The sequence below is a fragment of the Pseudanabaena minima str. Chao 2107 genome, assembly GCF_051131155.1.
Taxonomy (GTDB): domain Bacteria; phylum Cyanobacteriota; class Cyanobacteriia; order Pseudanabaenales; family Pseudanabaenaceae; genus Pseudanabaena; species Pseudanabaena minima.
This window is the reverse complement of the sequence record NZ_CP159508.1, coordinates 1,808,631-1,834,737: the sequence shown is the minus strand read 5'-3', so window position 1 is coordinate 1,834,737 and position 26,107 is coordinate 1,808,631. Positions and strand designations below refer to the sequence as shown.

The 26,107-nt window shown below is 41.4% G+C and carries 20 protein-coding genes and 1 pseudogene; 7 read left to right on the top strand and 14 right to left on the bottom strand.

The genetic code is table 11. The features are described from left to right. Positions 1-145 precede the first annotated feature (145 nt). Positions 146-1,066 (top strand): glycosyltransferase family 2 protein, encoded by a 921-nt coding sequence (locus ABM313_RS08080; RefSeq protein WP_434688414.1) that lies wholly within the window; start codon positions 146-148, stop codon positions 1,064-1,066. Positions 1,067-1,095: 29 nt separating this feature from the next. On the opposite strand, the gene uvrC is transcribed toward ABM313_RS08080, so the two are convergent. Next, positions 1,096-2,979: an excinuclease ABC subunit UvrC gene (gene uvrC, locus ABM313_RS08075; RefSeq protein WP_434687139.1), complete on the bottom strand. Its 1,884-nt coding sequence runs from the start codon at positions 2,977-2,979 to the stop codon at positions 1,096-1,098. Between the two features lie 498 nt (positions 2,980-3,477). On the opposite strand from uvrC, the gene ABM313_RS08070 reads away from it, so the two are divergent. The 3 genes from ABM313_RS08070 to ABM313_RS08060 all read left to right on the top strand — a co-directional run bounded on the left by ABM313_RS08070 (position 3,478) and on the right by ABM313_RS08060 (position 6,898). After that, a complete protein-coding gene (locus ABM313_RS08070) occupies positions 3,478-4,455 on the top strand; it encodes a cytochrome c oxidase subunit II (RefSeq protein ID WP_434687138.1) in 978 nt (325 codons plus the stop codon). 78 nt (positions 4,456-4,533) lie between these two features. Continuing rightward, complete coding sequence (gene ctaD / locus ABM313_RS08065; RefSeq protein WP_434687136.1) at positions 4,534-6,201, top strand: cytochrome c oxidase subunit I; 1,668 nt, start codon at positions 4,534-4,536, stop codon at positions 6,199-6,201. A gap of 73 nt (positions 6,202-6,274) precedes the next feature. Then, entirely contained in the window at positions 6,275-6,898 is a 624-nt protein-coding gene (locus tag ABM313_RS08060; protein ID WP_434687134.1) for a cytochrome c oxidase subunit 3, read from the top strand. Positions 6,899-6,948: 50 nt separating this feature from the next. Here the strand turns inward: ABM313_RS08060 and ABM313_RS08055 are convergent, their stop codons facing one another. The 5 genes from ABM313_RS08055 to ABM313_RS08035 all read right to left on the bottom strand — a co-directional run bounded on the left by ABM313_RS08055 (position 6,949) and on the right by ABM313_RS08035 (position 10,841). Further along, positions 6,949-7,623, bottom strand: coding sequence for a hypothetical protein (locus ABM313_RS08055; RefSeq protein ID WP_434687132.1), 675 nt, complete (start codon positions 7,621-7,623; stop codon positions 6,949-6,951). A gap of 114 nt (positions 7,624-7,737) precedes the next feature. Next, complete coding sequence (rsgA, locus tag ABM313_RS08050) at positions 7,738-8,811, bottom strand: small ribosomal subunit biogenesis GTPase RsgA (protein WP_434687130.1); 1,074 nt, start codon at positions 8,809-8,811, stop codon at positions 7,738-7,740. A gap of 13 nt (positions 8,812-8,824) precedes the next feature. Further along, a complete protein-coding gene (locus ABM313_RS08045) occupies positions 8,825-9,058 on the bottom strand; it encodes a sulfurtransferase TusA family protein (protein WP_434687129.1) in 234 nt (77 codons plus the stop codon). An 82-nt stretch (positions 9,059-9,140) separates the two neighbouring features. Next, complete coding sequence (gene dnaJ, locus ABM313_RS08040; RefSeq protein ID WP_434687128.1) at positions 9,141-10,271, bottom strand: molecular chaperone DnaJ; 1,131 nt, start codon at positions 10,269-10,271, stop codon at positions 9,141-9,143. Positions 10,272-10,541: 270 nt separating this feature from the next. After that, entirely contained in the window at positions 10,542-10,841 is a 300-nt protein-coding gene (locus ABM313_RS08035) for a 2Fe-2S iron-sulfur cluster-binding protein (RefSeq protein WP_434687126.1), read from the bottom strand. Positions 10,842-11,051: 210 nt separating this feature from the next. Here ABM313_RS08035 and ABM313_RS08030 point away from each other — a divergent pair, with 210 nt between their 5' ends. Together ABM313_RS08030 and ABM313_RS08025 are read left to right on the top strand one after the other, a co-directional pair. Further along, entirely contained in the window at positions 11,052-12,122 is a 1,071-nt protein-coding gene (locus tag ABM313_RS08030; protein ID WP_434687125.1) for an LOG family protein, read from the top strand. Positions 12,123-12,437: 315 nt separating this feature from the next. Then, a complete protein-coding gene (locus ABM313_RS08025) occupies positions 12,438-13,010 on the top strand; it encodes a Uma2 family endonuclease (protein ID WP_434687123.1) in 573 nt (190 codons plus the stop codon). Between the two features lie 245 nt (positions 13,011-13,255). Here ABM313_RS08025 and ABM313_RS08020 read toward each other — a convergent pair whose 3' ends face one another. The 6 genes and pseudogenes from ABM313_RS08020 to ABM313_RS07995 all read right to left on the bottom strand — a co-directional run bounded on the left by ABM313_RS08020 (position 13,256) and on the right by ABM313_RS07995 (position 24,309). Further along, complete coding sequence (locus tag ABM313_RS08020) at positions 13,256-18,397, bottom strand: DUF4011 domain-containing protein (RefSeq protein ID WP_434687122.1); 5,142 nt, start codon at positions 18,395-18,397, stop codon at positions 13,256-13,258. Between the two features lie 177 nt (positions 18,398-18,574). Then, positions 18,575-19,099: pseudogene (locus ABM313_RS08015) on the bottom strand (phosphoadenosine phosphosulfate reductase family protein); the annotation flags it as partial. Between the two features lie 119 nt (positions 19,100-19,218). Continuing rightward, positions 19,219-20,766 carry an ATP-binding protein gene (locus ABM313_RS08010; protein WP_434688412.1) on the bottom strand — a complete coding sequence of 516 codons (1,548 nt, stop codon included), beginning with the start codon at positions 20,764-20,766 and terminating at the stop codon, positions 19,219-19,221. Between the two features lie 37 nt (positions 20,767-20,803). Continuing rightward, a complete protein-coding gene (locus ABM313_RS08005) occupies positions 20,804-22,348 on the bottom strand; it encodes an ATP-binding protein (protein ID WP_434688410.1) in 1,545 nt (514 codons plus the stop codon). 87 nt (positions 22,349-22,435) lie between these two features. After that, a complete protein-coding gene (locus tag ABM313_RS08000) occupies positions 22,436-23,986 on the bottom strand; it encodes an ATP-binding protein (RefSeq protein WP_434688409.1) in 1,551 nt (516 codons plus the stop codon). Between the two features lie 77 nt (positions 23,987-24,063). Further along, a complete protein-coding gene (locus ABM313_RS07995; RefSeq protein WP_434687120.1) occupies positions 24,064-24,309 on the bottom strand; it encodes a hypothetical protein in 246 nt (81 codons plus the stop codon). Between the two features lie 91 nt (positions 24,310-24,400). Between ABM313_RS07995 and ABM313_RS07990 the strand changes: the two genes are divergently transcribed. Further along, positions 24,401-24,622 (top strand): helix-turn-helix domain-containing protein, encoded by a 222-nt coding sequence (locus ABM313_RS07990; RefSeq protein ID WP_434687119.1) that lies wholly within the window; start codon positions 24,401-24,403, stop codon positions 24,620-24,622. Here ABM313_RS07990 and ABM313_RS07985 read toward each other — a convergent pair. Continuing rightward, positions 24,619-25,590, bottom strand: a complete 972-nt coding sequence (locus ABM313_RS07985) for an HNH endonuclease (RefSeq protein WP_434687118.1) — start codon at positions 25,588-25,590, stop codon at positions 24,619-24,621. The genes ABM313_RS07990 and ABM313_RS07985 overlap by 4 nt on opposite strands. Beyond that, positions 25,587-26,045 carry a DNA phosphorothioation-associated protein 4 gene (locus ABM313_RS07980; RefSeq protein ID WP_434687117.1) on the bottom strand — a complete coding sequence of 153 codons (459 nt, stop codon included), beginning with the start codon at positions 26,043-26,045 and terminating at the stop codon, positions 25,587-25,589. The genes ABM313_RS07985 and ABM313_RS07980 overlap by 4 nt, the downstream gene beginning before the upstream one ends. Between the last annotated feature and the right edge of the window lie 62 nt (positions 26,046-26,107).

The window sequence follows — 26,107 nt, the reverse complement described above, 5'->3', positions numbered from 1 at the left end:
CCTTGGCGCAGTAAATTAAACAACCAGATTTTTTGGTGGTGCAGCTTCGCTGCGCCACCAAAACTTAGATCGCGGAACCCTAAGTTTCTTGAGGCTTAAGCTATAATTTTTTTTGCAATCGCTTAGGAGAAACACTGTGTCAGAAATGTTGTGGTCAGTGGTTGTACCCACTTATAACCGACTACCAATTTTGCAAAAATGTCTAGCAGCGTTGGAAAAACAGACCATAACCCAGCCTTACGAAATTTTGGTGATAGATGATGGCTCATCCGATGGTACGGTAGAGTTTTTGAAAGCTAATAGTGATCAATATCCACACTTGCGTCTATTAACCCAAGACCATGCTGCCGCCGCCACAGCCCGCAATTATGGTATTGACTCAGCCAAGGGCAAATACATTGCCTTTGTCGATAGCGATATTACCGTTAATCCTGAATACCTCCAAGCTCATACTGAGACTCTAGCTCAAGGTGAAAAAGTCTATAGCTATGGCAGGATCATCGACACTAGCAATTTGGAAGCACCTGATTCTGAGCCTGTCTCCGCAGTGCCATATTTTACAGCGGCGTTATTTGACACTTGTAACTTAGCGATCGCTCGTAAATGGCTGTTAGAAGCAGGAAAATTTGATACAGGCTTTTTCCAATATGGTTGGGAAGATTTTGAGTTAGGAATGCGGGTTAAAAAATTAGGTTTAAAACGTTTGACCTGTGCAGGGGCGATCGCTTTCCATTACCATGCTAAGTTTTCCATTGATAAAATGCCCCGGTTGCTTGATTTAGAAGAACAACGTGGTCGAATGAGCATTATTTTTTATCAAAAGCATCCAACATGGGAAGTCAAGTTAATGATTCAAAAAACTTGGCTACATCTTGCCCTATGGGGGATTCTCACCCTCGGTGGTACGCTTAATGATCGCACGCTTAAGCCTCTATTAACATGGCTGTGCGATCAAGGTAAATCAGAAATTGCGATGGAAATTTTTCGGATTTATATGAACTGGTATACTGTGATTTGGATGTATCGCAATTGGGATAAAGAAAGTAAGTTACTCTTCAATAACTGAGAATAGGCGGCGCTTTGCGTCGCCTATTCTCAGTTATTAGTTGAATGAAAATGATTATAAATATGCTGAGCTAACTTCTTGCCGATACCATCGGTTTCAGCAATCTGTTCGACCGTTGCCTGACGAATATAGTCAACGGAATGGAATTTCTCCAGCAGAATTTTTTGGCGATGATGTCCTAAACCTGTAATTTGATCGAGGTGCGATCGCTGCATTCTTTGACTGCGTTTTTTACGATGGAATGTAATCGCGAAACGGTGAGCCTCATCACGCAACCGCCGCAACACCTGCACGCCTGCTCGTTCTGGATCGCCACTCACCAAAGGCTCTGACTGCTCAGGCAAAAAGATTTCCTCACGTTTTTTCGCTAAGCTAATCACGGTTAGGCGATCGCGCAAACCCAACTTATCAATAATTTTCATTACCGATGAAAGTTGTCCTTTCCCTCCATCAATCATTACGACATCGGGGAAATCACTATCACTCTTGCCTCCCTCTCCCTCTAAGGATTCAAATGCTGAATACTTCCTAAACCTTCTAGCAATTACTTCGGCAAGGCTGGCAAAGTCATCGGAATGTCCAGTTTGAATATCAGGATTGCGGATTTTGTAATGGCGATAATGCTGCTTAGCGGGAATGCCATCAATAAACACAACTTGGCTTGCCACAGCGTCGGAACCTTGAATATGGGAAATGTCATAGCCTTCGATGCGTTGGGGCAGACTATCAAGATTAAGAATTTCGGCTAAGTCTTCCAATCCTTGTAAATTACGATCACTTTGCTTTTGAATTCTGGCTAACTCATACTGAGCATTACGTTCCACCATTTCGATCAGTTCAGCCTTGAGTTGACGCTGCGGTGTGGCGATCGCGACTTTGCGTCCCTTGCGATCGCTCAGCCATGCTTGCAAAATCTCTAATTCAGGAAGTTCCAATTGGGTGTGGACTTCGTTGGGAATTTCCACAGGATCGCAGTTTTGATAATGAGCCTCTAAAGTACGCTGTAAAATCGCCTCTGGTGTATCACTCTGACTGTCCGCCACAAAGGCTAAGCGACCAACTAAACGCCCTGCTCTAATTTGAAATAGCTGAATACAGGTATGCTGCTCGTCTTGTGCCATGGCGATCGCATCGCGAGAAACTGTATCATCTGGCAGAGAAACCTTTTGATTAGAGTTGAGGTTTTGCAAAACTTGGATGCGATCGCGTAGATCGGCGGCTCTCTCAAACTCCAAAGCTTCCGCCGCCGCTTCCATTTTCTCGGTGAAGGTTTCTACTAATTCACTAGATCGCCCTTGAAAAATCATCGCTACTTTTAACATTGTCTTGCGATAATCTTCTGGTGAAATTAGTTGCTGACATACCGCAGGACATAAACCCATGTCATAGTTCAAACAGGGGCGATCTTTAAACATTGGTATCGGTCTTTGGCGGAGTGGGAAAGCTCGTTTGATAATTCCCAAAGTCCGCTTGAGGTTAAAGACATCAACATAGGGACCGTAATATTTATCCTTTGTGCCGCCCATCTTGCGTTTGCGGGTAATAAAAATACGCGGATAGTCCTCTGACCAAGTAATACAAACGTAAGGATATTTTTTATCGTCCTTGAGGAGAACGTTGTAATAGGGTTGATATTGCTTAATCAGGTTTGCTTCAAGAGCGAGGGCTTCAGATTCGGAGTCGGTAACGATGAATTCTATCTCATGTACCAACTGCACCATCATTGCGATGCGTGGTGATAGGTCTTGACTGCTGCGAAAGTATGATCGCACCCGATTACGTAGTGCCTTCGATTTGCCGATATAAATTACGCCATCATGGCGATCGCGCATAAAGTAAACCCCTGACTCTAGGGGGATTTCCTTTAATCTCGCCTGTAGTTTTTCAGGATTTTGTAGTAGCGGCTCAGTCATCGTCCAATCATATCAAATTCTTATGATCTGAAGATGCTTAACCCTGAACGAAGAAAATTTTTAAAAGTGTTGCTAAGTAACACTTTTAAATTCTCAGCCATGAAGGTATGCAGGTTTGGTGAATGAAAGGATATCCGTCCATGATTCTAGGATTTTTTTGATATCTTGCTTGCTGAAGCTTTGTAATTCAGAGATTTTGCTTTGTTTAGATTTGCGATTAGTATATTTTTAAGATCACTCAAGCAAGAATTGAATGGTGGCGCGAAGCGCCGCCATTCAATTCTTGCTTTTTATGCCCTGTTAGACTTGGCGATAGCTGTATTTTCATAGTGATCCCAAAGAAATTGCTAAAAGATTACAAACAATTGCCCCTCATTCTAGAAATAAGTGACAAGATAGACCATATGTCAGTCTGTCCTGATTTAGAAATGAGCTGCTAGTAAGCTCCAATTGACCGAGATCCACTCTATAGGAGCAGCAAGATAGGGCAACCTAGTCATGAAAAAAAACAACTTAATTTCAGTGGTCGTAATCATTGGGCTGATTTTTGCAGCTAGCATTTGGTACGCCCGCAATAATGGATTACTACCAGTTGCCGCAGGTGACGAAGCAGTTTTATATGACGGGCTTTTTAATACGATTTTGGCGATCGCCTTCGGATTTTTCCTGATAGTTGAAGGCATTTTGATCTATTCGATCATCAAGTTTCGCCGTCGTAAGGGTGATGATACCGATGGACCTGCTATCCATGAGAACTTAAGCCTAGAAATAGTTTGGACAGCTATTCCCACAATGATTGTGATGTGGGTAGCCATTTATAGCTTTGATGTGTATACCGCCATGCAAGGATCTCAAAACCTTGATGCTATGGCTCACGGTGGAATGCATCAGACTGTGGCTAAACATGAAAGAGGCGGAATGCCGATGTCAAAAGCAACTCTCGCATCCTCAAATAGCGATGGGACATTAATGGCGGGGACAATTCCTGCTGGTGGGGATGATGTTATCGCAATCAATGTGAGCGCGATGCAGTTTGCATGGATTTTTAACTATACCGATGAAATTGCGACGGCTGAACTCCACGTACCAGTTGGCAAAAAAGTACGCCTAAACATGAATGCTGTGGATGTACTTCATGCCTTTTGGGTTCCCCAATTACGCATCAAACAAGATGTGATCCCCGGACGCGAAACCTTCTTAGAATTTACGCCCCGTGTTGTTGGCGAATACCCTGTAGTCTGTGCTGAATTATGTGGTTCTTATCATGGTGGTATGCGTACCACGATGGTAATCGATACCCCTGAAGACTATCAATCATGGTTAAAGGAGCAGCAAGAAGTGGCAAGTAATGATCCCGAAGCGATCGTTGCGACAAATTCAAGATCGCCAGTATCGCAAATGTCTGAGCAAGAATATCTAGCTGGAAAAGTTGCTCAACTCGGCGGCGAACATCAACACATGATGATGAACCATTAACAAATTTGGCTAAGTCCAGTTTGGTTATGTCCAGATTGTTAAACACCAAAACAGCAATTATTTTACAAACATTCTCCTATGACCCAAACCCTCACCCCAACCCAAAATTCGGGCGCGTCGGGAACAGAACCCACCAAAACCCCATGGTGGGAATTCTTCACTTTTAGCGTTGATCACAAAGTAATTGGGATTCAATATCTTGTTACTTCCTTCGTGTTTTATTTAGTAGGTGGTGCGCTTGCCTCCGTTGTGCGTGCAGAACTTGCCACACCCGATTCAGATTTAGTCGATCCTGCTTTTTATAACAGCTTGTTCACAATGCATGGCACGGTCATGATCTTTTTGTGGATTGTGCCTGCGGTAACAGGTGGTTTTGGTAACTACCTAATCCCCTTAATGATTGGGGCGCGTGACATGGCTTTCCCTCGCTTAAATGCGATCGCCTTTTGGTTGACGATTCCTGCGGGGCTGTTGCTGATGAGCAGCTTCTTCTTTGGTCCTGCCTCAACAGGTTGGACAGCCTATCCTCCATTGAGTATTTTGACCAATGAACATGTTGGTCAAGCGATTTGGATTGGCAGCATTATTTTGGTGGGAACCTCCTCGATCTTGGCAGCGGTGAATTTCATTGTCACGATCTGGGCGATGCGGATGCCTGAGATGGATCTGTTTAGTATGCCCCTGTTTTGTTGGGCGATGATGGCAACCTCAGTACTTGCTCTCTTGGCAACACCTGTATTAGCAGGAGCAATGGTGCTATTAGGCTTTGATCTGTTGATCGGCACAAACTTCTTTAATCCCACAGGTGGCGGTGATCCCGTCGTATACCAACATTTATTCTGGTTCTATTCGCATCCTGCGGTATATGTAATGGTTCTTCCTGTATTCGGGATCATTTCTGAAGTTTTGCCACCCCATAGCCGCAAACCCATTTTTGGTTACAAGGCGATCGCCTATTCCAGCATGATGATTTGTGCCTTGGGCTTGTTTGTATGGGCGCACCACATGTTTACCAGTGGCACACCTGATTGGCTGCGGGTCTTCTTTATGGTGGCTACGTTGCTAGTTGCCGTACCCACTGGCATTAAGGTATTTAGTTGGGTAGCTACACTTTGGGGTGGTAAGTTGCGCTTAGAGAGTCCTTTGCTATTTGCAATGGGCTTTATCTCTACATTCCTAATCGGTGGCTTGAGTGGGGTTATGCTTGGCTCAACTCCGATTGATATCCATGTTCACGATACTTACTTTGTAGTTGCTCACTTCCACTATGTTCTCTTTGGTGGTAGCGTTTTTGGCATTTACGCAGGACTATATCACTGGTTCCCGAAAATGACGGGGCGGATGTTGAATGAATTTTGGGGCAAGGTACATTTTGTGCTGACCTTTATTGGAATGCACTTAACTTTTGGTCCGATGCATATTCTTGGTTTGCAAGGTATGCCGCGCCGCGTGGCTCAGTACGATCCTCAATTTGCGCCAATCAATGTAATTTGTACTATCGGAGCTTTTGTACTAGCGATTTCTACAGTTCCTTTTGTAATCAATGCTGTCTATAGTTGGTTTAAGGGCGAACAAGCACCTGACAACCCTTGGAATGCTTTGACTCTAGAATGGACAACATCTTCACCACCAATTCCCCATAACTGGGTTGGTGAGCCTGTTTTATTGAATGGTCCCTATGACTACGGTGAAGAATATAAAGATGCTCGCAAAGAGGCGATCGCTGCATCTCAAGCTGCAACCTAATTTCCCAGTTTCCTAAATAAGGGGCTTTAAGCCCCTTGTATTTAATCCTATCCATTTATCCAACCATTAATCTATGCAAGGATCGATCGCTCCAGTTACAACAACTCAAGATGAAGCAATTCATGCTCATGCCGCCGAAGCTGGTCATGCTGAACATCCAGATCTAAGGGTTTTTGGCTTGATTGTTTTCCTGATTTCTGAAGGAATGCTGTTTTTTGGTTTGTTTGCTGCTTATTTGACTTTTCGCTCAGTTGCCACGTCTTGGCCGCCTGAAGGTACTCCCGAACTCGAACTTCTCTTACCAGGGATCAATACAATTATTCTGGTATCAAGTAGTTTTGTAATTCATCAAGCCGATCACGCAATCAAAGAAAATAAAGTCAAAGCGGCTCAACTATGGTTTCTCTCCACATTCGTTATGGGCGCGATCTTCATAGCTGGGCAGATCTATGAGTACCAACATCTAGAGTTTGGACTGACCACAAACCTGTTCGCTAGCACCTTTTATGTCTTAACAGGCTTTCACGGTTTGCACGTAATTATCGGTCTGTCGCTAATTGCCGCAGTGCTAGTGCGATCGCTTAAAACTGGTCACTACAGCAACACTAGTCATTTTGGTATCGAAGCTGCCTCTGTATATTGGCACTTTGTCGATATTGTCTGGATTGTATTATTTTTATTGCTTTACATTCTGTAGACAACAAAAAAGAGGCGACGCATTGCGTCGCCTCTTTTTTAAAGCAAAATTTATTTCTCAATCTTGAAAGAAGTAATAAAGCGATCGACATCAGATGCGGCAATTTTATCGGCAGCCCCTAATGCAAATACTTGATACAAACGATTGTCCGCCAGACAAAATCTTCCCTTCATTGACACATCTGTAGTTTGAACTTTGCCACTTGCCTCAAAATCGCGACAAGGTATATCTCCAAGTAAGTATTCTTTTTCAGACTTGATTTCGCCTTTGAGATTAGAAACTGAACCTTTGACAGAATCTGCTAACCCTTTTTGGATATCAGCAGGATTGGCAATTTTGTTAGGGAAATCAGCATAGCCCACAAAATATCCTGAATCATTGGCTTCAGCAATCACCATATTCAGCTTGATTGTTCCCACATCAGTTTTTTGGTCTTGAGATTGCTCTTGCGGCTTACTAGGTAATTGGATACTAAATTTCCCAGCCGATGATTTGTAATCCTGCCAAGCATTAGTACTTGTGGTCTTATTGTCTGTTTTGGCTTCAGGCGTACTTTTACTGTCCTTAGGCTTTTCAGAAGGCTTGTCATCAGGTTTTGCTGAGGGGGTAGCTGTAGATGTTGCAGCTACTGTGGGAGTTGCATTATTGGCTATGGGCGTAGACGTAGTGCAAGAACTGACTGCAAATAAGACTAAACCAGCAGCAAGGGAAATATACTTCTTCATGTGTGATTAAGATACGACCTTCGATTGGGCAATAAGCTTGAAGCTCGTTAGATACTATATCGTGCCTTGTAATCGCGTGATGATTAAATATAGACGAGCTAAGCTCGTCTATATTTAATCATCATCTGTATCCAAATTTTGATGTTCACTGCGACGGGACTCTCGGCGATAGCGCTTTTTCAGTAACCTTGGCTCCTGTTGTTGCTTACCATCACTAGTGTCTTTGACTTTGACAGAAGCATCCGCATTGGCTGTATTTTTTAGTTTTTGTTGATAGGCGATCGCCTCTTCTAAATATGCTAAGTAATGCTCGTAACGTTCCCAATCTCCGCGCACCACGCAATCTGGTTCATCGCGGCGATGTAAACAATTATTAAAATGACAAATATCTCCTGAAGCTAATCTTTGTCTTGCTTCAGGAAAACAATCTGCTAATTTTTGTGGTGTAACCGTCAAATTAGGTTGCATAAAACCCGGAGTATCAGCAAGATATCCGCCCGCAGGCAAAGTAAATAACTCGACATGTCGGGTCGTATGTTTTCCATGTCCTAATCGTTGAGAAACTTCACCAACACGCACTTTTAAATTCGGGATTAATAGATTAATTAGGCTAGATTTGCCAACACCTGACTGTCCTGCCACGACGGTTACACCAGTCTGTAAATGTTGCGCTAGTTCGTCAAGCCCTTCTTTGGTATAAGTGCTAATTGCAATCGGTGAATAACCCCAAGACTTTAGGCGATCGCACCATGTCATCCATATCGCATCATTAACCAAATCGCGTTTGTTGAGACACAATAAAACATCAACTTGAGTACTTTCGGCTTTTACTAAAAAGCGACTTAGTTGATGTGGATCGAGACTTGGTTCAGCTAAAGCAAAAACTAATAGAATGCGATCAACATTTGCTACAGTTGGGCGATCGAGTAGATTACGACGGGGAGATACTTCTGATATGGCTCCACGTCTGCCTTGCCAGTCTGGCTCCTCAACAATGACGCGATCGCCTACACAGATCTGTTGTCCAATTTTTTTGAGTCGCGCCCGACGGGTGCAGAGCAGTTCATCAATAACCTGACTATACTTTTGTCCATACTCATCAAGCAACTCTAGACTGAAAGCTTGATCTAACATGACACGATAATAGTTGGCTTGTACAGCCAAGACTGTACCTGTTATAGCCAACATAAGATAATTTGCATCATGCTTTTTGGACTGTCACAGCAAAAAAGCGATCGCGCTCTTCAATGCCTTTGACCTGATGACCGTCAGAGATCAGGCTATTAGGAACTTGCTCAATCGGCTCACCACCATCTAACAGGACTTCCATCAATTGTCCAGTCTCCAGCTTTTCGAGGTGCAATTTTGCACGCACAAAACTGAGCGGACAGGGAACACCACGTAAATCGATTGATTTAATTGCCTGAATGCACATATATCTTTGTCGTAATCTTTAAAAGAACATTATATAAATACACTTAAAAAAGCCTTGCGAAGCAAGGCTTTTTTAAGTGTATTTATTTTTGGTTACCGAATATACCGCCTAAAATGTCACTAATACCACCTTTAGCTGTGTTACCAAATTGCTTTTCCTTAAGCTTTTCAAGGACTTCGCGTTCTTCACTACCGATCTTAGTGGGAATATCAATTTTGATTCTAATCAAATGGTCTCCACGAGCGACAGGATTGCCTAACTTCGGCACGCCCAAGCCCTCTAGTGTCAAGACTGTATCTGGTTGTGTCCCTGCGGGAATCGTGAGAGGCTTCTTGCCATCTACAGTATTAATTGCAATTTTGTCACCCAAAATTGCTTGTAAATAGCTAATTTTGATCTCTGATAAAACATTGATGCCTTCACGTTCAAATTCATTGTCTGCTTGTACAAACAAGTAAACATAGAGGTCACCTGATGGACCACCACGTTGCCCCGCATCACCTTCACTGGATACCCTTAATCTGGTTCCACTATCGACACCTGCGGGAATCGTGATTTTAAGTTTTTTGGTAACTTGATTTAGTCCCAGACCATTACAGCTTTCACACTTGTCCTCAATGGTTTGACCAGTGCCGTTACAAGTTGGACAGGTAGATACTTGAGTAAAACTACCAAAGGGTGTACGTGTCGCTCGGCGCACTTGCCCAGTACCGCTACAGGTTCCGCAGGTGCGAGGACGAGTCCCCGGCTTTGCACCAGTACCACTACAAGTTCCACAGGTTTCTAGATGGGAAATTTTGATTTGTTTCTCACCACCAAAAACTGCTTCGCGAAACTCTAATTTCAGATCAAAACGTAGATCTTCTCCGCGAGTGGGACCACTGCGGCGACGTGCTTGTTGTTGCCCCGTGTTAGAAAAGCCACTAAAGAAGCTCTCAAAGATATCGGCAAATCCACCCATATCTCCCATATCGGGCGATCCACCACCCCCACTTGATACGCCAGCTTCGCCAAAGCGATCATATCTTGCACGGGTTTCTGGCTCTGAGAGAACCTCATAAGCACGGTTAATTTCTTTAAATCGTTCATCTGCCCCCGCTTCTTTGTTGACATCGGGGTGATATTTTCGAGCTAAACGTCGATATGCTCGTTTGATTTCCTCTTTGTCAGTATTGCGATCAACTCCGAGGATTTCGTAATAATCACGCGCCATAGGGGGTTTCTCTGTCGCCTAAAGGATTCATAGACAATTATTCTAGTTTAACGTAGCACTGATCGTCTGCTTATGCATATTGCTACGGGGTACGTTTTACCGCACATCTTTAGCCAATAGCTAATAGCCATTAGCTATAGCAATCCTAAATGGTTGGAGGAAGGACGACCTTTCGGGGTGTCCTTCCTCCAACCCAAAAAATCCACAAATGATATAGAACTACTATATTAGCTATTGCTTACATTAGATTTTAGTTGTGTCACCTAAAAACTATGGTTTTGTCTTTACACTTACGTTTCCTTGATTTACCAAGGTTTGACAGGCTAGACGGTAATTATCAGGTTTGTTCTTGAGCTTCTTTAGCTCAAATTCTGTTTTTGGAGAGAGATTATCGAGTCCTTCAACAATTTCTACGACACAGGTAGCACATTGTCCATAACCATTACAGTTAGTGAGCTTCGCAACAAATTTATAAATGTCGATGTTGTTTTCGAGAGCTTTTATGCGAAGGTTTACGCCGTCCATAGCGATCGCCTCTTTTCCTTCATTCACAAACGTAATGTTTGCCATAGCTGAGTATTAATTTTTTGTTAATTTTTATTACTTACTTATTATCCTATCAAAAGGCAAACAATTAACATTAGGAATTAGCCGTAAAATGAAGAACCTATTTGTGGTGGTGAGGCTTTGCCTCGCCATCATAGATAAAGAAGGGAGAAGTAAACGCTCTATGATATTGGGGGGCGATCACATGCCAAACGCGGCTTAATATTAATCTATATGGCTAAAATTCCTTCAAGTTCAGACATCGAAGCTCTTTCTCATGATTTACATAAGCTAGTTAGTAGTCTTGAATCAACTGAGCATGGAGAGCTAATTTACAGTGCCTTAAAAGCGATCACCCAACTGAGTCAAGCCGAGGCAGAGCGCTTAGACTGGAAAATCCTAGCGGGATCTTTGCAAGATATGCAAAAAGCGATTGCTATGTTTTATCCTCATCGCTTTAATCGAAAAGTGAGCATCTTTGGCTCAGCACGTACTGATGTGAATGCGCCTGAATATCGTCAGGCTTTTGAGTTTTCTGAAAAAATCACCAAGCAAGGATTTATGGTGATTACTGGTGCGGGTGGTGGCATCATGGCTGCTGGTAATGAAGGTGCAGGTAATAATTCCTTTGGCTTAAATATCACCCTGCCCTTTGAGCAATCAAGTAATGGATTTTTGTCTGAAGCCTCACGACTAGTCAGATTTCGTTATTTCTTTACGCGCAAATTATATTTTATAAAAGAAAGTGATGCGATCGCGCTTTTCCCTGGGGGCTTTGGTACACAAGATGAGTTTTTTGAATGTTTGACACTTTGCCAAACAGGGCGGACAACGCCGCGCCCAATTGTACTAATGGATAAAAAAGATGGTGACTATTGGAATGATTGGGATGTATTTGTCCAGAATAATTTGCTTGAAAGAGGTTTGATTACTAAAGAAGACCGCAGTTTGTACAAAATTACTGATGATATTGATGAAGCTTGCCAATTTATTGCTTCGTTTTATAGTGTTTATCATTCTTGTCGATGGGTTGCGGATTTATTCGTAATTCGGTTGCATGTTGAAATTACTGATGAACATTTAGAGCGCCTAAATGATAATTTCAGCGATATTTTAATCCGTGGCAAGATCGAACGTAGTGCGGCTCTTCCCAAGGAGGCTAATGAGCCACATATTATTGATTTGCCACGTTTAGCGATGCACTTCAATCAACATGGGTTTGGTCGTTTATATGAGTTAATCGCCGCGATTAATGACACTTGTGATAGTGGCAACCCACTAATTTGTCATCCTGAACAACGCTAATTTATACCAAATTAAGAAATGGCGTATTTCTTGATTTTAAAACCTTTACTGGGTTTGTTTTTTGATTCACAAAAGTGTTGTCACACTTTCGTGAATTGGTATAATTCTTGTTGCCAACCCTGCCAGAGTGCGATGTCATTCATGTTTTCTAGCAATCCCCAACTTTCTTCTTGGTTGGTTAGTTGAGCGAATATTTGGCATAGAGCAATGACTTGGTTGTGGCTATACTCTGCGATCATTGCGACAAGAGCTTTATTGAATGTTTAGATTATACTAGTAGCACCTCAGTACCCAAGTAATTGCTAAGGTAAAGCCATGACTCTAACTTTAACTAAAACGGCTGATCAATACCTCGTCAAGCAGGCTGTGACATGGGAGCAGTTCAAGGCTCTGCAATCTGCGTTTGCAGAAATTGGCGGAGTAAGATTAAATTATTGTGAAGGAGTAGTAGAAATTGTGGGCATTGGTTTGCTGCATGAAATGGTATCTACCTTGTTGGGTGCGTTGCTTAATTACTATTTTTTAGTTAAACGGATTCGATTTACTGGTACAGGTGCTTATACCCAAACCATTGAGCCTAAGTTAGAGTTTCAAGCAGATTTATCTTTTGCATTTGGTGACAATCCTGAACTTACAGATTTATGTATTGAGATTGTAGTGACCAGTGGTAGCGTCAAAAAGCTAAGAAAGTACCAGTTAAGAAATATTCCTGAAGTTTGGTTTTGGCAGGATGGCAAGATCAGGATTTATCGCTTACAGGACGGAGAATATGCACAGGTTGAAGCAAGTGGATGGTTGTCTGATTTGGACATTGCTCATTTGGAACAATGTTTGCTGATGGAGTCCCATTTAGAAGCAATGTTGGCTTTTCAGGAAAGATATAAATGATATGACGATGGACTGATATTGCTACATCATTGATAAATCTTCAATTAACACTAAGTCAAAGGCTCTCATTCAAAAGCTTGGGCTTCAATCAGAGATGGCTCATTAGGTGTTTCGGGGAGGTCAAACATAATAAATGGCTCAATGCTTTTAATGATGGGTATTTCAGACATCAAATACCTCCGAGGCTAAAACTAATGCACATCAAGCATTTCAGACATTTAAGCTAAAGCACCTCCCCGAAACACCTATTGAGCCTCAGAGATTAACAGTTTGTTGATAGCCTTCACGAGCTTTTCTATTTCTAAATCAGGATTTTTAAACCAATCAGTAGACCAAATTCGATAGAGTTTCCAGCCTAATTTCTCAAGAACTTCTTGGCGGTATCGATCGCGATCTCGTGCGGCTTTGGATGAGTGATAGGTAGCGCCATCGCATTCAATACCTAATAAATATGTTCCTGCCCGATTAGGATCAACTATTGCCAGATCAATAAAGTAGTTAGCGACTCCCACCTGTGCCACAACTTCAAAGCCCTTAGCTCGTATAGCCTTAGCAACAAATACTTCAAAGTCACTATCTGGCTCTCGACCTGTTAACCTTGCAGTTTCTAGTTGCTGAGTCTGAATATATTCTAAATAATCTCGCAGAGCCTTAACGCCACGACTAGAGGATACGGTGGGGCGAATATCGGCAGCAGTCATGGAAGAAAATACTTCAATGCGCTCTTTGGCACGGGTAAAGAGTACGTTTAGCCGCCTATGCCCATTAGCGCTATTGATTGGACCAAATCTTTGAGCAACAGGTAGATCGGGACGTTCACGACCATACACTGTGGAGATAAAAATGACATCGCGTTCATCACCTTGGACGTTTTCCAAGTTTTTGATAAAAAATGATGAAAGGGTTGTTTCCCATTTAGCAATGTAATCGGCAACTTCAGGATGATTATTGATGAGTAAACTCATCTCATCTTGTAGCAAGTCTCTTTGTTTTTGATTGAGTGTTACTACGCCTAGAGATAGCTCTGGAGAATTTTTCATAAATTCTAATATTGCTTCTGCCAGTCTCCTCACTTCAATGGGATTAACACCTGATTGATATAGTCCGTCTACGATGTGATGATAATTAATGGCAAATTTGCGATTAGGTGAGGGGAAAACAGTGAGGCTATTATCGTAAAAATGTTTGTTAGAAAAGGCAATCAAACTCTCATGTCGTGAGCGATAGTGCCATTTGAGGCGGCGTACACTGAATGTTTTCATTGCCATATCTAGAATTGACTCTTCTTGTAGAGTTTCTGAGTCAACATCTTCAGATTCATCAACTTGATCGGCAGACCTAAAGAAACTTGTGGGTGGTAATTGCTTGGGATCGCCTACAACTACTAACTGTTTACCTCTAGCCATTACACCTAATGCTTCTTCTGGGCGCATTTGCGATGCTTCATCAATAACAATGAGATCAAAACGAATAGAATTTGAAGGGAGAAACTGTGCCACGCTTGCAGGTGACATCATCCAGCATGGGTGAAGAGACTGTAAAGCATTTCCTGAACGTTGAAAAAGACTTCGTAGAGGTGCAAATCTAGATTGCTTCCTAATCTCATTTTGAATTAGAGCATTTTCTGTCAAAGTGCTTACTAACCCTCTTCTATTACCTTCAGGAATTTGATTGTGAGCTAGTTGTGCAGCTAACTTAATTTGATACAAATTCAGTATCTCCCGATCCAGTTTTTGAAATTTTTGACGTGTAATTAGCTGATCTTCTCCCTTAAATAACCTTAGATTGCTATGTTTTTTATGGATTTCACTTACAAGAGAACGGTAAAAGATGTTTCTGTACAGACAGTCAGACTGTTCTTCATTCAGATTAGAAACACTAGTAATATCAACAAAATCCCATAAATTTGCTGACTTCATTTTCGCTTTGACTTGGCTATAGGATAGATATCTTTGAAGAGAATCTAATTGATTTAGCTGTTGTATGCGATCTCTAAGCTTAGCAGCGTTACAATCTAAGATTTTCGCATTGCCAAACATTGTTAGACTGTCAATCTTTCCTAAAGACATAGCAGCTTCACAGTATTGATCTTGTTTCTGTATAAAAGAATGGTATTGCGTTCTAAATTCCTTAGTGCCTGCAATAAATTCGCTAACATTAGGACTTAGGCATTGATTTCTAATACTTTCTGGCAATTGTGCTTTGTGTATTAATTCTGCCCAATTAAGACAACCTTGCAATGACTCCAGAGAAAATAATTCTGATTTTGGATAAGTTCCTAAAATACTAGTAAACAATGGAGAATCGAGATCTTCTTGTGATCGTCGATAATTGTCCATTTCCGACATCAGCAATGGGAGTTCCTGCAATGACAGGTCTGGTCTAAGTTTTAGTTGCAATAAATTTTGATATATCTGCTCTATTTCCTGTTTTCGATTTTCTAAAATAGTCAAAGCTGAATCTGAACTACTAACAGTTAAGACTCCAGTATTTATCAAGTTTTGACAGGTATTATATAATCCTTGAAAAGCAGAAGAATTAATATAACTAACTGCATTCCTTAAATCGTCTAAAGACGATTTTATAACAAAGTTTCTAATTTTATCTTTACAAGAAATTTCAGCAGTTAATTCCTCTAATTTCTTTCCAAAATCATTGATCTCGAAGCAAATTTTGTAATCTGTCTCAAATCCTCTATAAAGTTTCCCGCATATTACATCTATTCCATCTCGATCTTTTAAGACAGTATATTCATCCCAAAAGTCAGCAACTTGAATAAGTATCTGAGAAATTTCTTGATCACTATTAGTCTTAGCAAAGTTTTTTATTGTATGCCAAGTCTTATGTGCTGCATGATATTCTCCGTCAATAAAAAAGAAAATTCCTGCATTAACTATTCTTTTTGCGTAGTGTCGTAACTTTGCAGAATCCGTAAATCGATTTAGATGAACAGCATTATTCAAGAATACAAATTTTTTCTGAAGTGATTCAGCTTTAGATAATATTTTAAGATTTGCAGGATTACACAATTTAGGATTACGGTAACGCAGAATATATTCTGGTGCGCTTTCCACAAAACTAAAAACAGCATTAATATTCAAAATATCCCCAAGTTGAATATCTGAACTTAAATCAAACAAGTTTTGTAGATTCTTAAAAACAGGTAAAACACGTTGCCACTGGTCTAAACTATTGCGATCACTACTCCATAACTGATGTACTTGATTTCTAATTGGTTCAGTATTCCATTCATTAGGAAGTTGACGAGATTGCTTAATGGAATGTAACTTTGAAACAAATTCTTGTACTTGATCAAGGTCAAATGACTCTGGATTTTCATTGTCAAAAAATTTATTTGCATTATTCAATAGTTTCTTAGTTTCAGAATATTTTTGAACAAACTCTCGACAAATTTGAACAGAAGAGTGAGATCGTAAAGATGACAATAAAGCAGTCTCGATCTGTGTTGGTAGTTCAGGAATTTTTATAAGTAAATCATCTAGCTGATTTAGGTTTCCTATATTTGGATTATGAGAAAGCCCAAATATAACCGCTTGTTTCTTATAAAGATTTAATGCCTCAGAAATTACTTTACTCAGTTCTGCTAAAGATCTTATTAATTGTTCTTGTTCAATAGGAGCGATATCTAAAGCATTAACTCCTTTCCAAATATCTATATTTTGATTGGATGCTTCTACTTCAGTTTTAATTCTGGTAAACTTTCTTAATAGTGTGCGATGTTTATCAAAGTCAAATCTAGTGAGAGATTGGGGGGTAGCTATACTGAGAACCAGAAAATTGTCAGGAATATTTGCCATCTTATATTCCTGTTGTAAACTCTTAACTTTCCACAAAATTTCTTGAATTGTATGAATTTTGTTCTCATCTCCCATTGCCCCAAACGGTTGATTGAGTAACTCTACATAATCAGTGAGTTGTTGACGATTTTTTAAATACTCGCGTTCGATATCATCAGGATTAGCAGATTGTGTAACATCTCCCCTCTCACATCTAGTTTTAATTTCTTTGTAGACATCAACTTTAGGCTTATTTGTTGAATGAATTTCCAGACAAAAATCTCTTAGACCTACGGCATCAAGGCGATCTCGTACTACCTCCACTGCTGCCATTTTCTCCGCAACAAATAGTACTGTTTTCCCCTTAGCCAGAGCCGCCGCAATCAAATTTGTAATTGTCTGACTTTTCCCAGTTCCGGGAGGACCTTCAATAACTAGATTTTTACCATCCATCACATCAACAATTGCCGAAAACTGAGAAGCATCAGTTTCAGAAATAATCAAAGGAACTCGACGACTAATATCTGGCTTATCTACCTCATAATCGCTAGGTATTTTAAATGTGTCATGCGTCTCAGTATTACCACTACCAAGCAAACTAGAGACGATAGGATGACTTGCTAATCCATCATTAGCCCAATTTTCAGGATCGATATCTTTGTAAAGCGCGAAATTTCCAAACGAAAACAAGCTCAAAGTCACAAATCGCCGCACTTGCCATCGTTTCTTCACTTCGATTAACTGTGCAACTTCCCGAAAATAAGCATCAGGTGAATCAGCCTCTTGAAAGTCAGGCAACTCCATCCCAAAATCCCGTTTTAGTCTTTCCCGTAAACATGGATTTACCTCAACCTCATCTTCATGTGCGCTAACACAATAGCGATATTGTCCATTTTTTGACTCACGCTCAATAATCACGGGATAAAGCAGTAAAGGCGAAATAAAGCGCACATCAGAAGACTCTGACTCAAACCATTCCAGCATCCCAAATGCTAGATAAAGCGTATTTCGTCCTGTTTCCTGAATAGATGTACGCGCACCCGCTGATAGACCTGACGCTTTGCGTTCAAACTCTTTCGGAAAAAGTAGAGTTTGTAAAACCGAATTACTACCCCTGACCTCTGTGACTGAAGACGGCAGATCATAGCTAGGATTAATCCCAAGTCCTTGCGCCTGTTGTTGAGGTGTTGGAGCGATCTTAGAACCGATCAATTTTGGCAACTTGAGCTTAGTTCTTACCTTGTCGCGCAATAATCTTTCAATAGCCTGTAAATTTTCTGGGCTTTCATCGTCATTAGCGATCTCATTTTGATACTGCTCATCCGTGCTACGCATTTCTATGAGCATCTGTTGAAACTGCTCACTATTCTCATCGGGCGGCGTACCATCTGGCTCAGGTAAAGTCTCTAAGACCAGTTTTCTGCCATCGTTTAGACGCTTGTAAATCCGATCTGGCGCATCGTTAACAATCCGAATTTGTGTACGTGCCTTCTCTGAAAACTTAAAGTTTAAAAGCTTATTCCTAGCCGACAGATCAAGTAATTTATCTTGAAATTTTTTGATCGTTTGGTAGACAAGCTCTTGACTCATACCGATTTAGGTTTTCTGATTTTTAGATTTATATATTCTATCTAGTTTACATAGAAAGTGTTAAACAGACCTGACTATAAAAGATCTGACACTTGTTATAGTTATCAATCTATCCCCGAATCACCGTAAATTTTGCCCTGCAGGGCTGATCGCCATTTCAGTCGTAGTGCGATCATTCATAGATCGCGATCGCCTAGAGCTTTCGGCTTTGCGTGTGCCGAGGACGATGATTACTTCGCCTTTAGCGCGGACAACGTTTTGGACAAATTGGTTGGATGGTTTGATTTTGAGGCGTTCGGTACACCATCTAAAGCCATTGCGGGGTGCGGGATAGCCTTTACCGATCAGGTTCACCCAGAAGGTGTCTTTGACATCGGGAAATAGTAAAGTTGCAGAAATTGGTAAGCCTTGCTCAATGGCGGCGGCTTGCATATTGGCGATCGATCGCTTGACCCATGCCGCGACAATGGGGTTTTCAACGCGGGTGTCGGTGGTGATCACGTAAATCTGTTTGGTGCGGCGATCGCTTGGTAATTGTTGGAGGGCTTGCCAAACGAGTTGGAGGGTAGCGGTGGAGTCTTTGCCGCCTGAATAGCCAATAATCCAAGGGATTTCGTCATGGCAATACAACTGCTGGATCTCAATTATTAGGGCTTTGATGTCTTCGATTAATTGGGGTGCAGTGCGTTGTGGTTCGGTCATGGTTGGTAGATTGCCTTGTTTTTCGGGATATCCCTATTACTGTTGTAGTCCAAGTGGACTACAAATGGCAAGATGAAAGCCAAAGCCTTTGAATTGGCAAATTAGAATTAGCAAATTATTTATCCGCGAATCACGGTAATATTTCGCCCTGCAGGACTGATTGCGCTCTGAGTGGTAGTGCGATCGCTCAGCGGCGGCAAACCCTCACGGCGATCAAAGATCACTAACCAACCTGTATCTAAATTCAAACCCGATAGATATTTATCCAATTGCTTTAAACCTTCATTAAGTGGGTCTGGTTTCTTGTCTCGCCATACTTTTAACTCCATTCCCAAAGTCACCTTGCCATAACGTAAACATAAATCCATTCTTCCCGAACCGATCGCATATTCGCGTTCCAAAGTCCCCTTACCATTGACCACCCGATGCAAAAAAGCCATCAATACTAAATGGGGAGCAATCTCTGGATAGGGGGTACTTTTAAACAATGGTTCTCCATGCTGTCGCCAAAATTCTAGAAATGACTCTAACAAGCATTCAGGTACAAATTCTCCCTGTTCAGTGAGCCAAATTGGTTGAATATATCCCATTGAAGCAGATGTCACATAGGCAAGCACTCTGGGCAGTACCTCTTGATAAATGGGATTAGCGATCGCTAATCCATTCTCATTGCTACATAAACCTAAATCCAAAACATAGCGCACATCATCCTGTGGCACATCTGGCAATTCTTGACCTGCAAGGATTGGTTGAATAATCGCTCTGACTCGTTCTTCTCGCAATCTCTCGGCTAGGCTATCTAAATGAGTATCTTGTCTTTGAATTAAAATCTCTTTGGCTTGGTTAACGAGTTCAGGTGTAATTGGAATATTGGGATCTTTGGCGATATATTCGGTGATTTCTTTGGCGATCGCATTGACTAGCCAAGGCTGTCCCTGTGTTAGATGAAAAGCTAAATCTATTGATTCTGGTGTAAATATTTGTCCTGTGGTTTCTGTATGTTGTTGATAGAGATTTCTTACTTCTGCATGGCTAAAATTACTCAGTGTGAAGGAACGTACTTTGATGTTAAAGGGGCTTGAGGTATTTAGGCGCTCGCCTCCTCCTGATGCGTATTTATAATCGCGGACATCTCGCATTCCCACTAATGCAACTGACTGGGGAAATCCTTGTGGACGACGAGGAAAGCCATCTCTTAGCTGTCGTAATACTGTAATTAAAGTTTGATTTTGGAGAGAATCTATTTCGTCAATAAATAGAACTAATGGTCGGGGCGAAATTTCTGACCATACTTTTAAAAAATTACCGATGCGTTGTGGCGGTTGATTAGGATTGTGAATGGGTGGTTTTAATTCGTCTGTCAACCAAAAATCTGCGGCATCTCGCCATGCTGATAGGATTGCTTGTTCTGCTTTTTCGGGTTCATCAGGAAAGGCTGACCCTACTTCTGCTGACACCATGACGGCGTTATATCTGCCACTGGCGGTTAGTGATTGGGCAAGGGTCATCATCGCTGTGGTTTTGCCTGTCTGTCTTGGGGCATGGATGACGAAGTAATTTTCTTGGGCGATTAAATCAACTAATTCGGGCAGGCGATCGCTTGCTGGCAGCATATAGTGAATGTCAGCTTTACAAGGACCTGCGGTGTTAAACCATTTTTTCTTCATGTCAGCCATTTAATATAATTCAAACTTAGCAAATTATTTATCCGCGAATCACGGTAATATTTCGCCCTGCAGGACTGATTGCGCTCTGAGTGGTAGTGCGATCGCTCAGCGGCGGCAAACCCTCACGGCGATCAAAGATCACTAACCAACCTGTATCTAAATTCAAACCCGATAGATATTTATCCAATTGCTTTAAACCTTCATTAAGTGGGTCTGGTTTCTTGTCTCGCCATACTTTTAACTCCATTCCCAAAGTCACCTTGCCATAACGTAAACATAAATCCATTCTTCCCGAACCGATCGCATATTCGCGTTCCAAAGTCCCCTTACCATTGACCACCCGATGCAAAAAAGCCATCAATACTAAATGGGGAGCAATCTCTGGATAGGGGGTACTTTTAAACAATGGTTCTCCATGCTGTCGCCAAAATTCTAGAAATGACTCTAACAAGCATTCAGGTACAAATTCTCCCTGTTCAGTGAGCCAAATTGGTTGAATATATCCCATTGAAGCAGATGTCACATAGGCAAGCACTCTGGGCAGTACCTCTTGATAAATGGGATTAGCGATCGCCAATCCATTCTCGTTACTACATAAACCTAAATCCAAAACATAGCGCACGTCATCCTGTGGCACATCTGGTAATTCTTGACCTGCAAGGATTGGCTGAATGATCGCTCTGACTCTATCTTCTCGCAGCCTCTCAGCTAGGCTATCTAAATGGGTATCTTGTCTTTGAATTAAAATCTCTTTGGCTTGGTTAACGAGTTCAGGTGTAATTGGAATATGAGGATCTTTGGCGATATATTCGGTGATTTCTTTGGCGATCGCATTGACTAGCCAAGGCTGTCCCTGTGTTAGATGAAAAGCTAAATCTATTGATTCTGGTGTAAATATTTGTCCTGTGGTTTCTGTATGTTGTTGATAGAGATTTCTTACTTCTGCATGGCTAAAATTACTCAGTGTGAAGGAACGTACTTTGATGTTAAAGGGGCTTGAGGTATTTAGGCGCTCGCCTCCTCCTGATGCGTATTTATAATCGCGGACATCTCGCATTCCCACTAATGCAACTGATTGGGGAAAGCCCTGCGGACGATTTGGGAAACCCGATCTTAATTGCCTTAATACAGAAACTAATGTTTCATTGCTCAAAGCGTCAATTTCATCTAAAAAGACGACTAACGGGCGGGAAGATTGTTCTGCCCAGTTGCTTAGGTTTGTGCCAATTCTTGCACCTGCGTCTGCTTCTAACCATTGCTGCGGTTGTAATTCTCTAGGCAAACGAAACCGTATCGATTGCTTCCATTCATCTAAAATAGCGAGTTCGGCTGCTCCCACATCGTCTGAAAAGACTGCACCAACTTCAAGAGATAGCATCACCGATGTATATCGACCACTAGCGGTTAGCTCCTGCGCTAATGCCATCATAGCGGTGGTTTTGCCAGTCTGTCTTGGGGCATGGATGACGAAGTAATTTTCTTGAGCGATTAACTGCTCTAGCTCTGGCAGGCGATCGCTTGCTGGCAGCATATAGTGAATGTCAGCTTTACAAGGACCTGCGGTGTTAAACCATTTCTTCATCATATTCACCTAGGATAATGCAAACAATCGTAAATCAGCATATACCTGAAGGCTATTAACTTAATTAAGCATCAACTGCTTAATGAATTATCCCCGAATGACGGTAATATCTCGCCCTGCGGGACTAATTGCGCTCTCAGTGATAGTGCGATCGCTAAGTGGAGGCAAACCCTCACGGCGATCAAAAATTACTAACCAACCTGTATCTAAATTCAATCCCGATAGATATTTATCCAATTGCTTTAAGCCTTCATTAAGTGGGTCTGGCTTGCGATCACGCCATACTTTTAGCTCCATTCCCAAAGTCACCTTGCCATAGCGCAAACAAATATCCATTCGTCCTGAGCCAACTGCATATTCCCGCTCCAAACTACCACCACCATTGACGACACGATGCAAAAATGCCATTAATACTAAATGGGGGGCAATTTCTGGATAGGGCGTACTTTTAAATAGTGGCTCTCCATGCTGCCGCCAAAAATCGATGAAAGAATCTAAAAGTGCTTGAGCATTTAGTTTACCGTTAGTATCTAACCATGTTGGTGATATTGAGGTTAATGAGGCGATCGTGATTGCTGCCAATACTTTAGGAATGATTTCCCGATAGATTGGGTTAGCAATTTGGATACCGCCTCGGCTATCCCGATTACAAAGCCCTAGATCCAAGACATAGCGCAGATCATCCTCTGGAGTATTCACCAATTCTTGCCCTGATAAAATTGGCTGCATAATCACCCTTACTCTATCTTCTCGCAGCCTCTCGGCTAGGCTATCTAAATGGGTATCTTGTCTTTGAATTAAAATCTCTTTGGCTTGGTTAACGAGTTCAGGTGTAATTGGAATATGAGGATCTTTGGCGATATATTCGGTGATTTCTTTGGCGATCGCATTGACTAGCCAAGGCTGTCCCTGTGTTAGATGAAAAGCTAAATCTATTGATTCTGGTGTAAATATTTGTCCTGTGGTTTCTGTATGTTGTTGATAGAGATTTCTTACTTCTGCAAGGCTGAAATTACTCAGTGTGAAGGAACGTACTTTGATGTTAAAGGGGCTTGAGGTATTTAGGCGCTCGCCTCCTCCTGATGCGTATTTATAATCGCGGACATCTCGCATTCCCACTAATGCAACTGACTGGGGAAATCCCTGTGGACGACGAGGAAAGCCATCTCTTAGTTGTCGCAATACTGTAATTAAGGTTTGATTTTGGAGAGAATCTATTTCGTCGATAAAGATTACTAATGGTCTTGGGGATAATTCTGACCATACTTTTAAAAAATTACCGATGCGTTGTGGCGGTTGATTAGGATTATGAATGGGTGGTTTTAATTCGTCTGTCAACCAAAAATCTGCGGCATCTCGCCATGCTGATAGGATTGCTTGTTCTGCTTTTTCGGGTTCATCGGGAAAGGCTGACCCTACTTCTGCTGACACCATGACGGCGTTATATCTGCCACTGGCGGTTAGTGATTGGGCTAGTGACATCATCGCTGTGGTTTTGCCTGTTTGTCTGGGGGCATGGATGACGAAGTAATTACGCTGATCGATTAGATCGACTAATTCAGGAAGGCGATCGCTTGCTGGCAGCATATAGTGAATGTCAGCTTGACAAGGACCTGCGGTATTAAACCATTTCTTCATCATGTTAGCTATTTAACAGGGCATATACTCTTTCAATATATAGCAACGCACTAAGCGCAACTTTCTAATTCACTGCATCACAGCAGATTTGTCTGACAGTCAAAAACGATAAAGAATTTAACCGTAGGGATGCGCCGCCGTAAAAACTTTAAGTGTTCTTCAGCATCTACTCTGCGGCGAAATCTGCCGACAATTACGCTTTGAATATTATTGGGGAGAGGACGAGCGATCGCCCAAGGGTGAAGCATTTCTTGGTAGCTCATGGCATTAGCAATTAAATAGTAAAAGTTTTGTAGTCCAATTAGTCTACGAATAGATCGCACGAATCCAAATGGACTACAAAATTATACATCTTTGTAGTCCATTTGGACACATTTCTTTACAGGCTAAACATCCTCTGACACGATCAAAGGTATGGGTAAAGCAGGTAAAACACTCGGACAAGTTCTTGAAAAATATAGTATTAGCCAAACAAATCTGGCTAATGCTCTAGGCGTTGGTCGTTCAAATATTTATCGTTGGACTAATGAAGTTAGAGATCCTAATTCTGAAACAGTTTTGCGGATCGTTGCGGCTCTGGAAAAAATTAATCCCAACGCAGCAAAAGAATTTAAAAATCTATATATGAGTGATTAATACTCTAAAAAGAGTTGATCGCCCCGATTAAAAACATTTTCTTGATGCCATCGCAAAGCTTCGATTCTTGGCAAATAGCTTTGTTGTGCTGGTAAAACGATATTCTGACCGTGAAAATCTCGCATTGTTTGTGCGTGAGGCGATTCTTCCCTTAGATCGTTAGAGACAACAATTCTATAATCATCATCAACGGTAAACCAACCTCGATCAAAAGCCCAGTGATGATTTTTACAAAGTGAAAGTCCATTATCAAAGCGATCATCTCGAAACTGTGAGAACGGCTTAATATGCGCTCCATCGACAATATGTTGATTTAGTGAATTGAGAACCTGTAACTCGCAAAATGCACATCGATATTCATAAGCTGAGACAACTATTCTACGGAAGGCAGCATCTCGCACGATTAATTTAGATTCATCTTCTACTTCATCAACTGAATAGACAGCACCACCTTTTTCTCGTAAGCGATCTTGAAATTCTTGAAAGGAGTTGATTTGAAAAAGTTGTTCAATTTGTGACGATTTATCAGAAAACCAAGTATTTACAAGGATATCAATCAAACTATTTCTTGATAAGAGATTCTGAATTAGCTCAAAAAGTTCATCATCAAAGTAAGCATATTGCACCGAATCTCTCAAACCATTCAAGGTTTTAATTTTCACTTTAGAGTTAATTACAGGTTCAAATCCAGCCTTTGCTTTGAGATGCCAGAAATCTTCACTTTGAAGATGGAAGAACGGCTGAGCAATATCTGCACGATGCGATTCTGAACCCAAAAAGCTCCAATATTTGAGAAAGGTGGCGATTAATTCAGGTGATAAAAATATTCGGTTTTGTCTGATTATTCCCTGTTGGATTAGCGCGATCGCAGATAAAAGCAATATTGGTTTATGTGGTGCAATTCCCCGCACACGGTCTACACGCAACTTCGCAAACTTTTTGGAATAGAACAGTAAATCTTTGCTCATAGAAATCTACTCAAATCGAAATCTTCTAAAGATTCTTGATCTTTTTCCGCTAGCAGCATCAACAAAATTGCATCTGTATAATCCACACTTCCTTGTAAAGTGTTCTGTAAAACTTCAAGCCCTCCATTGGCATACTCTTCAAAAATTTGAACGCGGATATTTCCAGATTCTTCGTCAAGGGCAAGACTTTTAGGATCTTTGGTATGGGTGATCGCAATTAAATTGATTACAGGTTCGTAACCTCTAGCTACGAACTGATCTTGAGGAATTGGATCGGGTTCTTTTCTCGACGTTTTGCCAAGAGGAGTCTTTTTTCCTCGTTTTGCGCCAAGAACAGCCGCAAAAGTCATCACATCAGCATAGGTCTGAAATGGCGCAGTGGGGTTTTCGGCAGATCTTAAAGACCGTACTAATTCAGCTTTGTCTTCAGCAATATAAACTCTACGAATGCTCATTATTTGCCCCCAATTCCGCCTTATCCTTCGCGATCTTTACCCTTGCATCAGCCATTCTTACT

What these genes read in the sequence shown, in the direction of transcription:
- ABM313_RS08080 (WP_434688414.1), top strand. Translation starts at nt 146, where the DNA reads ATGTTGTGGTCAGTGGTTGTACCCACTTATAACCGACTACCAATTTTG.
- uvrC (WP_434687139.1), bottom strand. Translation starts at nt 2,979, where the DNA reads ATGACTGAGCCGCTACTACAAAATCCTGAAAAACTACAGGCGAGATTA.
- ABM313_RS08070 (WP_434687138.1), top strand. Translation starts at nt 3,478, where the DNA reads ATGAAAAAAAACAACTTAATTTCAGTGGTCGTAATCATTGGGCTGATT.
- ctaD (WP_434687136.1), top strand. Translation starts at nt 4,534, where the DNA reads ATGACCCAAACCCTCACCCCAACCCAAAATTCGGGCGCGTCGGGAACA.
- ABM313_RS08060 (WP_434687134.1), top strand. Translation starts at nt 6,275, where the DNA reads ATGCAAGGATCGATCGCTCCAGTTACAACAACTCAAGATGAAGCAATT.
- ABM313_RS08055 (WP_434687132.1), bottom strand. Translation starts at nt 7,623, where the DNA reads ATGAAGAAGTATATTTCCCTTGCTGCTGGTTTAGTCTTATTTGCAGTC.
- rsgA (WP_434687130.1), bottom strand. Translation starts at nt 8,811, where the DNA reads ATGTTGGCTATAACAGGTACAGTCTTGGCTGTACAAGCCAACTATTAT.
- ABM313_RS08045 (WP_434687129.1), bottom strand. Translation starts at nt 9,058, where the DNA reads ATGTGCATTCAGGCAATTAAATCAATCGATTTACGTGGTGTTCCCTGT.
- dnaJ (WP_434687128.1), bottom strand. Translation starts at nt 10,271, where the DNA reads ATGGCGCGTGATTATTACGAAATCCTCGGAGTTGATCGCAATACTGAC.
- ABM313_RS08035 (WP_434687126.1), bottom strand. Translation starts at nt 10,841, where the DNA reads ATGGCAAACATTACGTTTGTGAATGAAGGAAAAGAGGCGATCGCTATG.
- ABM313_RS08030 (WP_434687125.1), top strand. Translation starts at nt 11,052, where the DNA reads ATGGCTAAAATTCCTTCAAGTTCAGACATCGAAGCTCTTTCTCATGAT.
- ABM313_RS08025 (WP_434687123.1), top strand. Translation starts at nt 12,438, where the DNA reads ATGACTCTAACTTTAACTAAAACGGCTGATCAATACCTCGTCAAGCAG.
- ABM313_RS08020 (WP_434687122.1), bottom strand. Translation starts at nt 18,397, where the DNA reads ATGAGTCAAGAGCTTGTCTACCAAACGATCAAAAAATTTCAAGATAAA.
- ABM313_RS08010 (WP_434688412.1), bottom strand. Translation starts at nt 20,766, where the DNA reads ATGAAGAAAAAATGGTTTAACACCGCAGGTCCTTGTAAAGCTGACATT.
- ABM313_RS08005 (WP_434688410.1), bottom strand. Translation starts at nt 22,348, where the DNA reads ATGAAGAAATGGTTTAACACCGCAGGTCCTTGTAAAGCTGACATTCAC.
- ABM313_RS08000 (WP_434688409.1), bottom strand. Translation starts at nt 23,986, where the DNA reads ATGAAGAAATGGTTTAATACCGCAGGTCCTTGTCAAGCTGACATTCAC.
- ABM313_RS07990 (WP_434687119.1), top strand. Translation starts at nt 24,401, where the DNA reads ATGGGTAAAGCAGGTAAAACACTCGGACAAGTTCTTGAAAAATATAGT.
- ABM313_RS07985 (WP_434687118.1), bottom strand. Translation starts at nt 25,590, where the DNA reads ATGAGCAAAGATTTACTGTTCTATTCCAAAAAGTTTGCGAAGTTGCGT.
- ABM313_RS07980 (WP_434687117.1), bottom strand. Translation starts at nt 26,045, where the DNA reads ATGAGCATTCGTAGAGTTTATATTGCTGAAGACAAAGCTGAATTAGTA.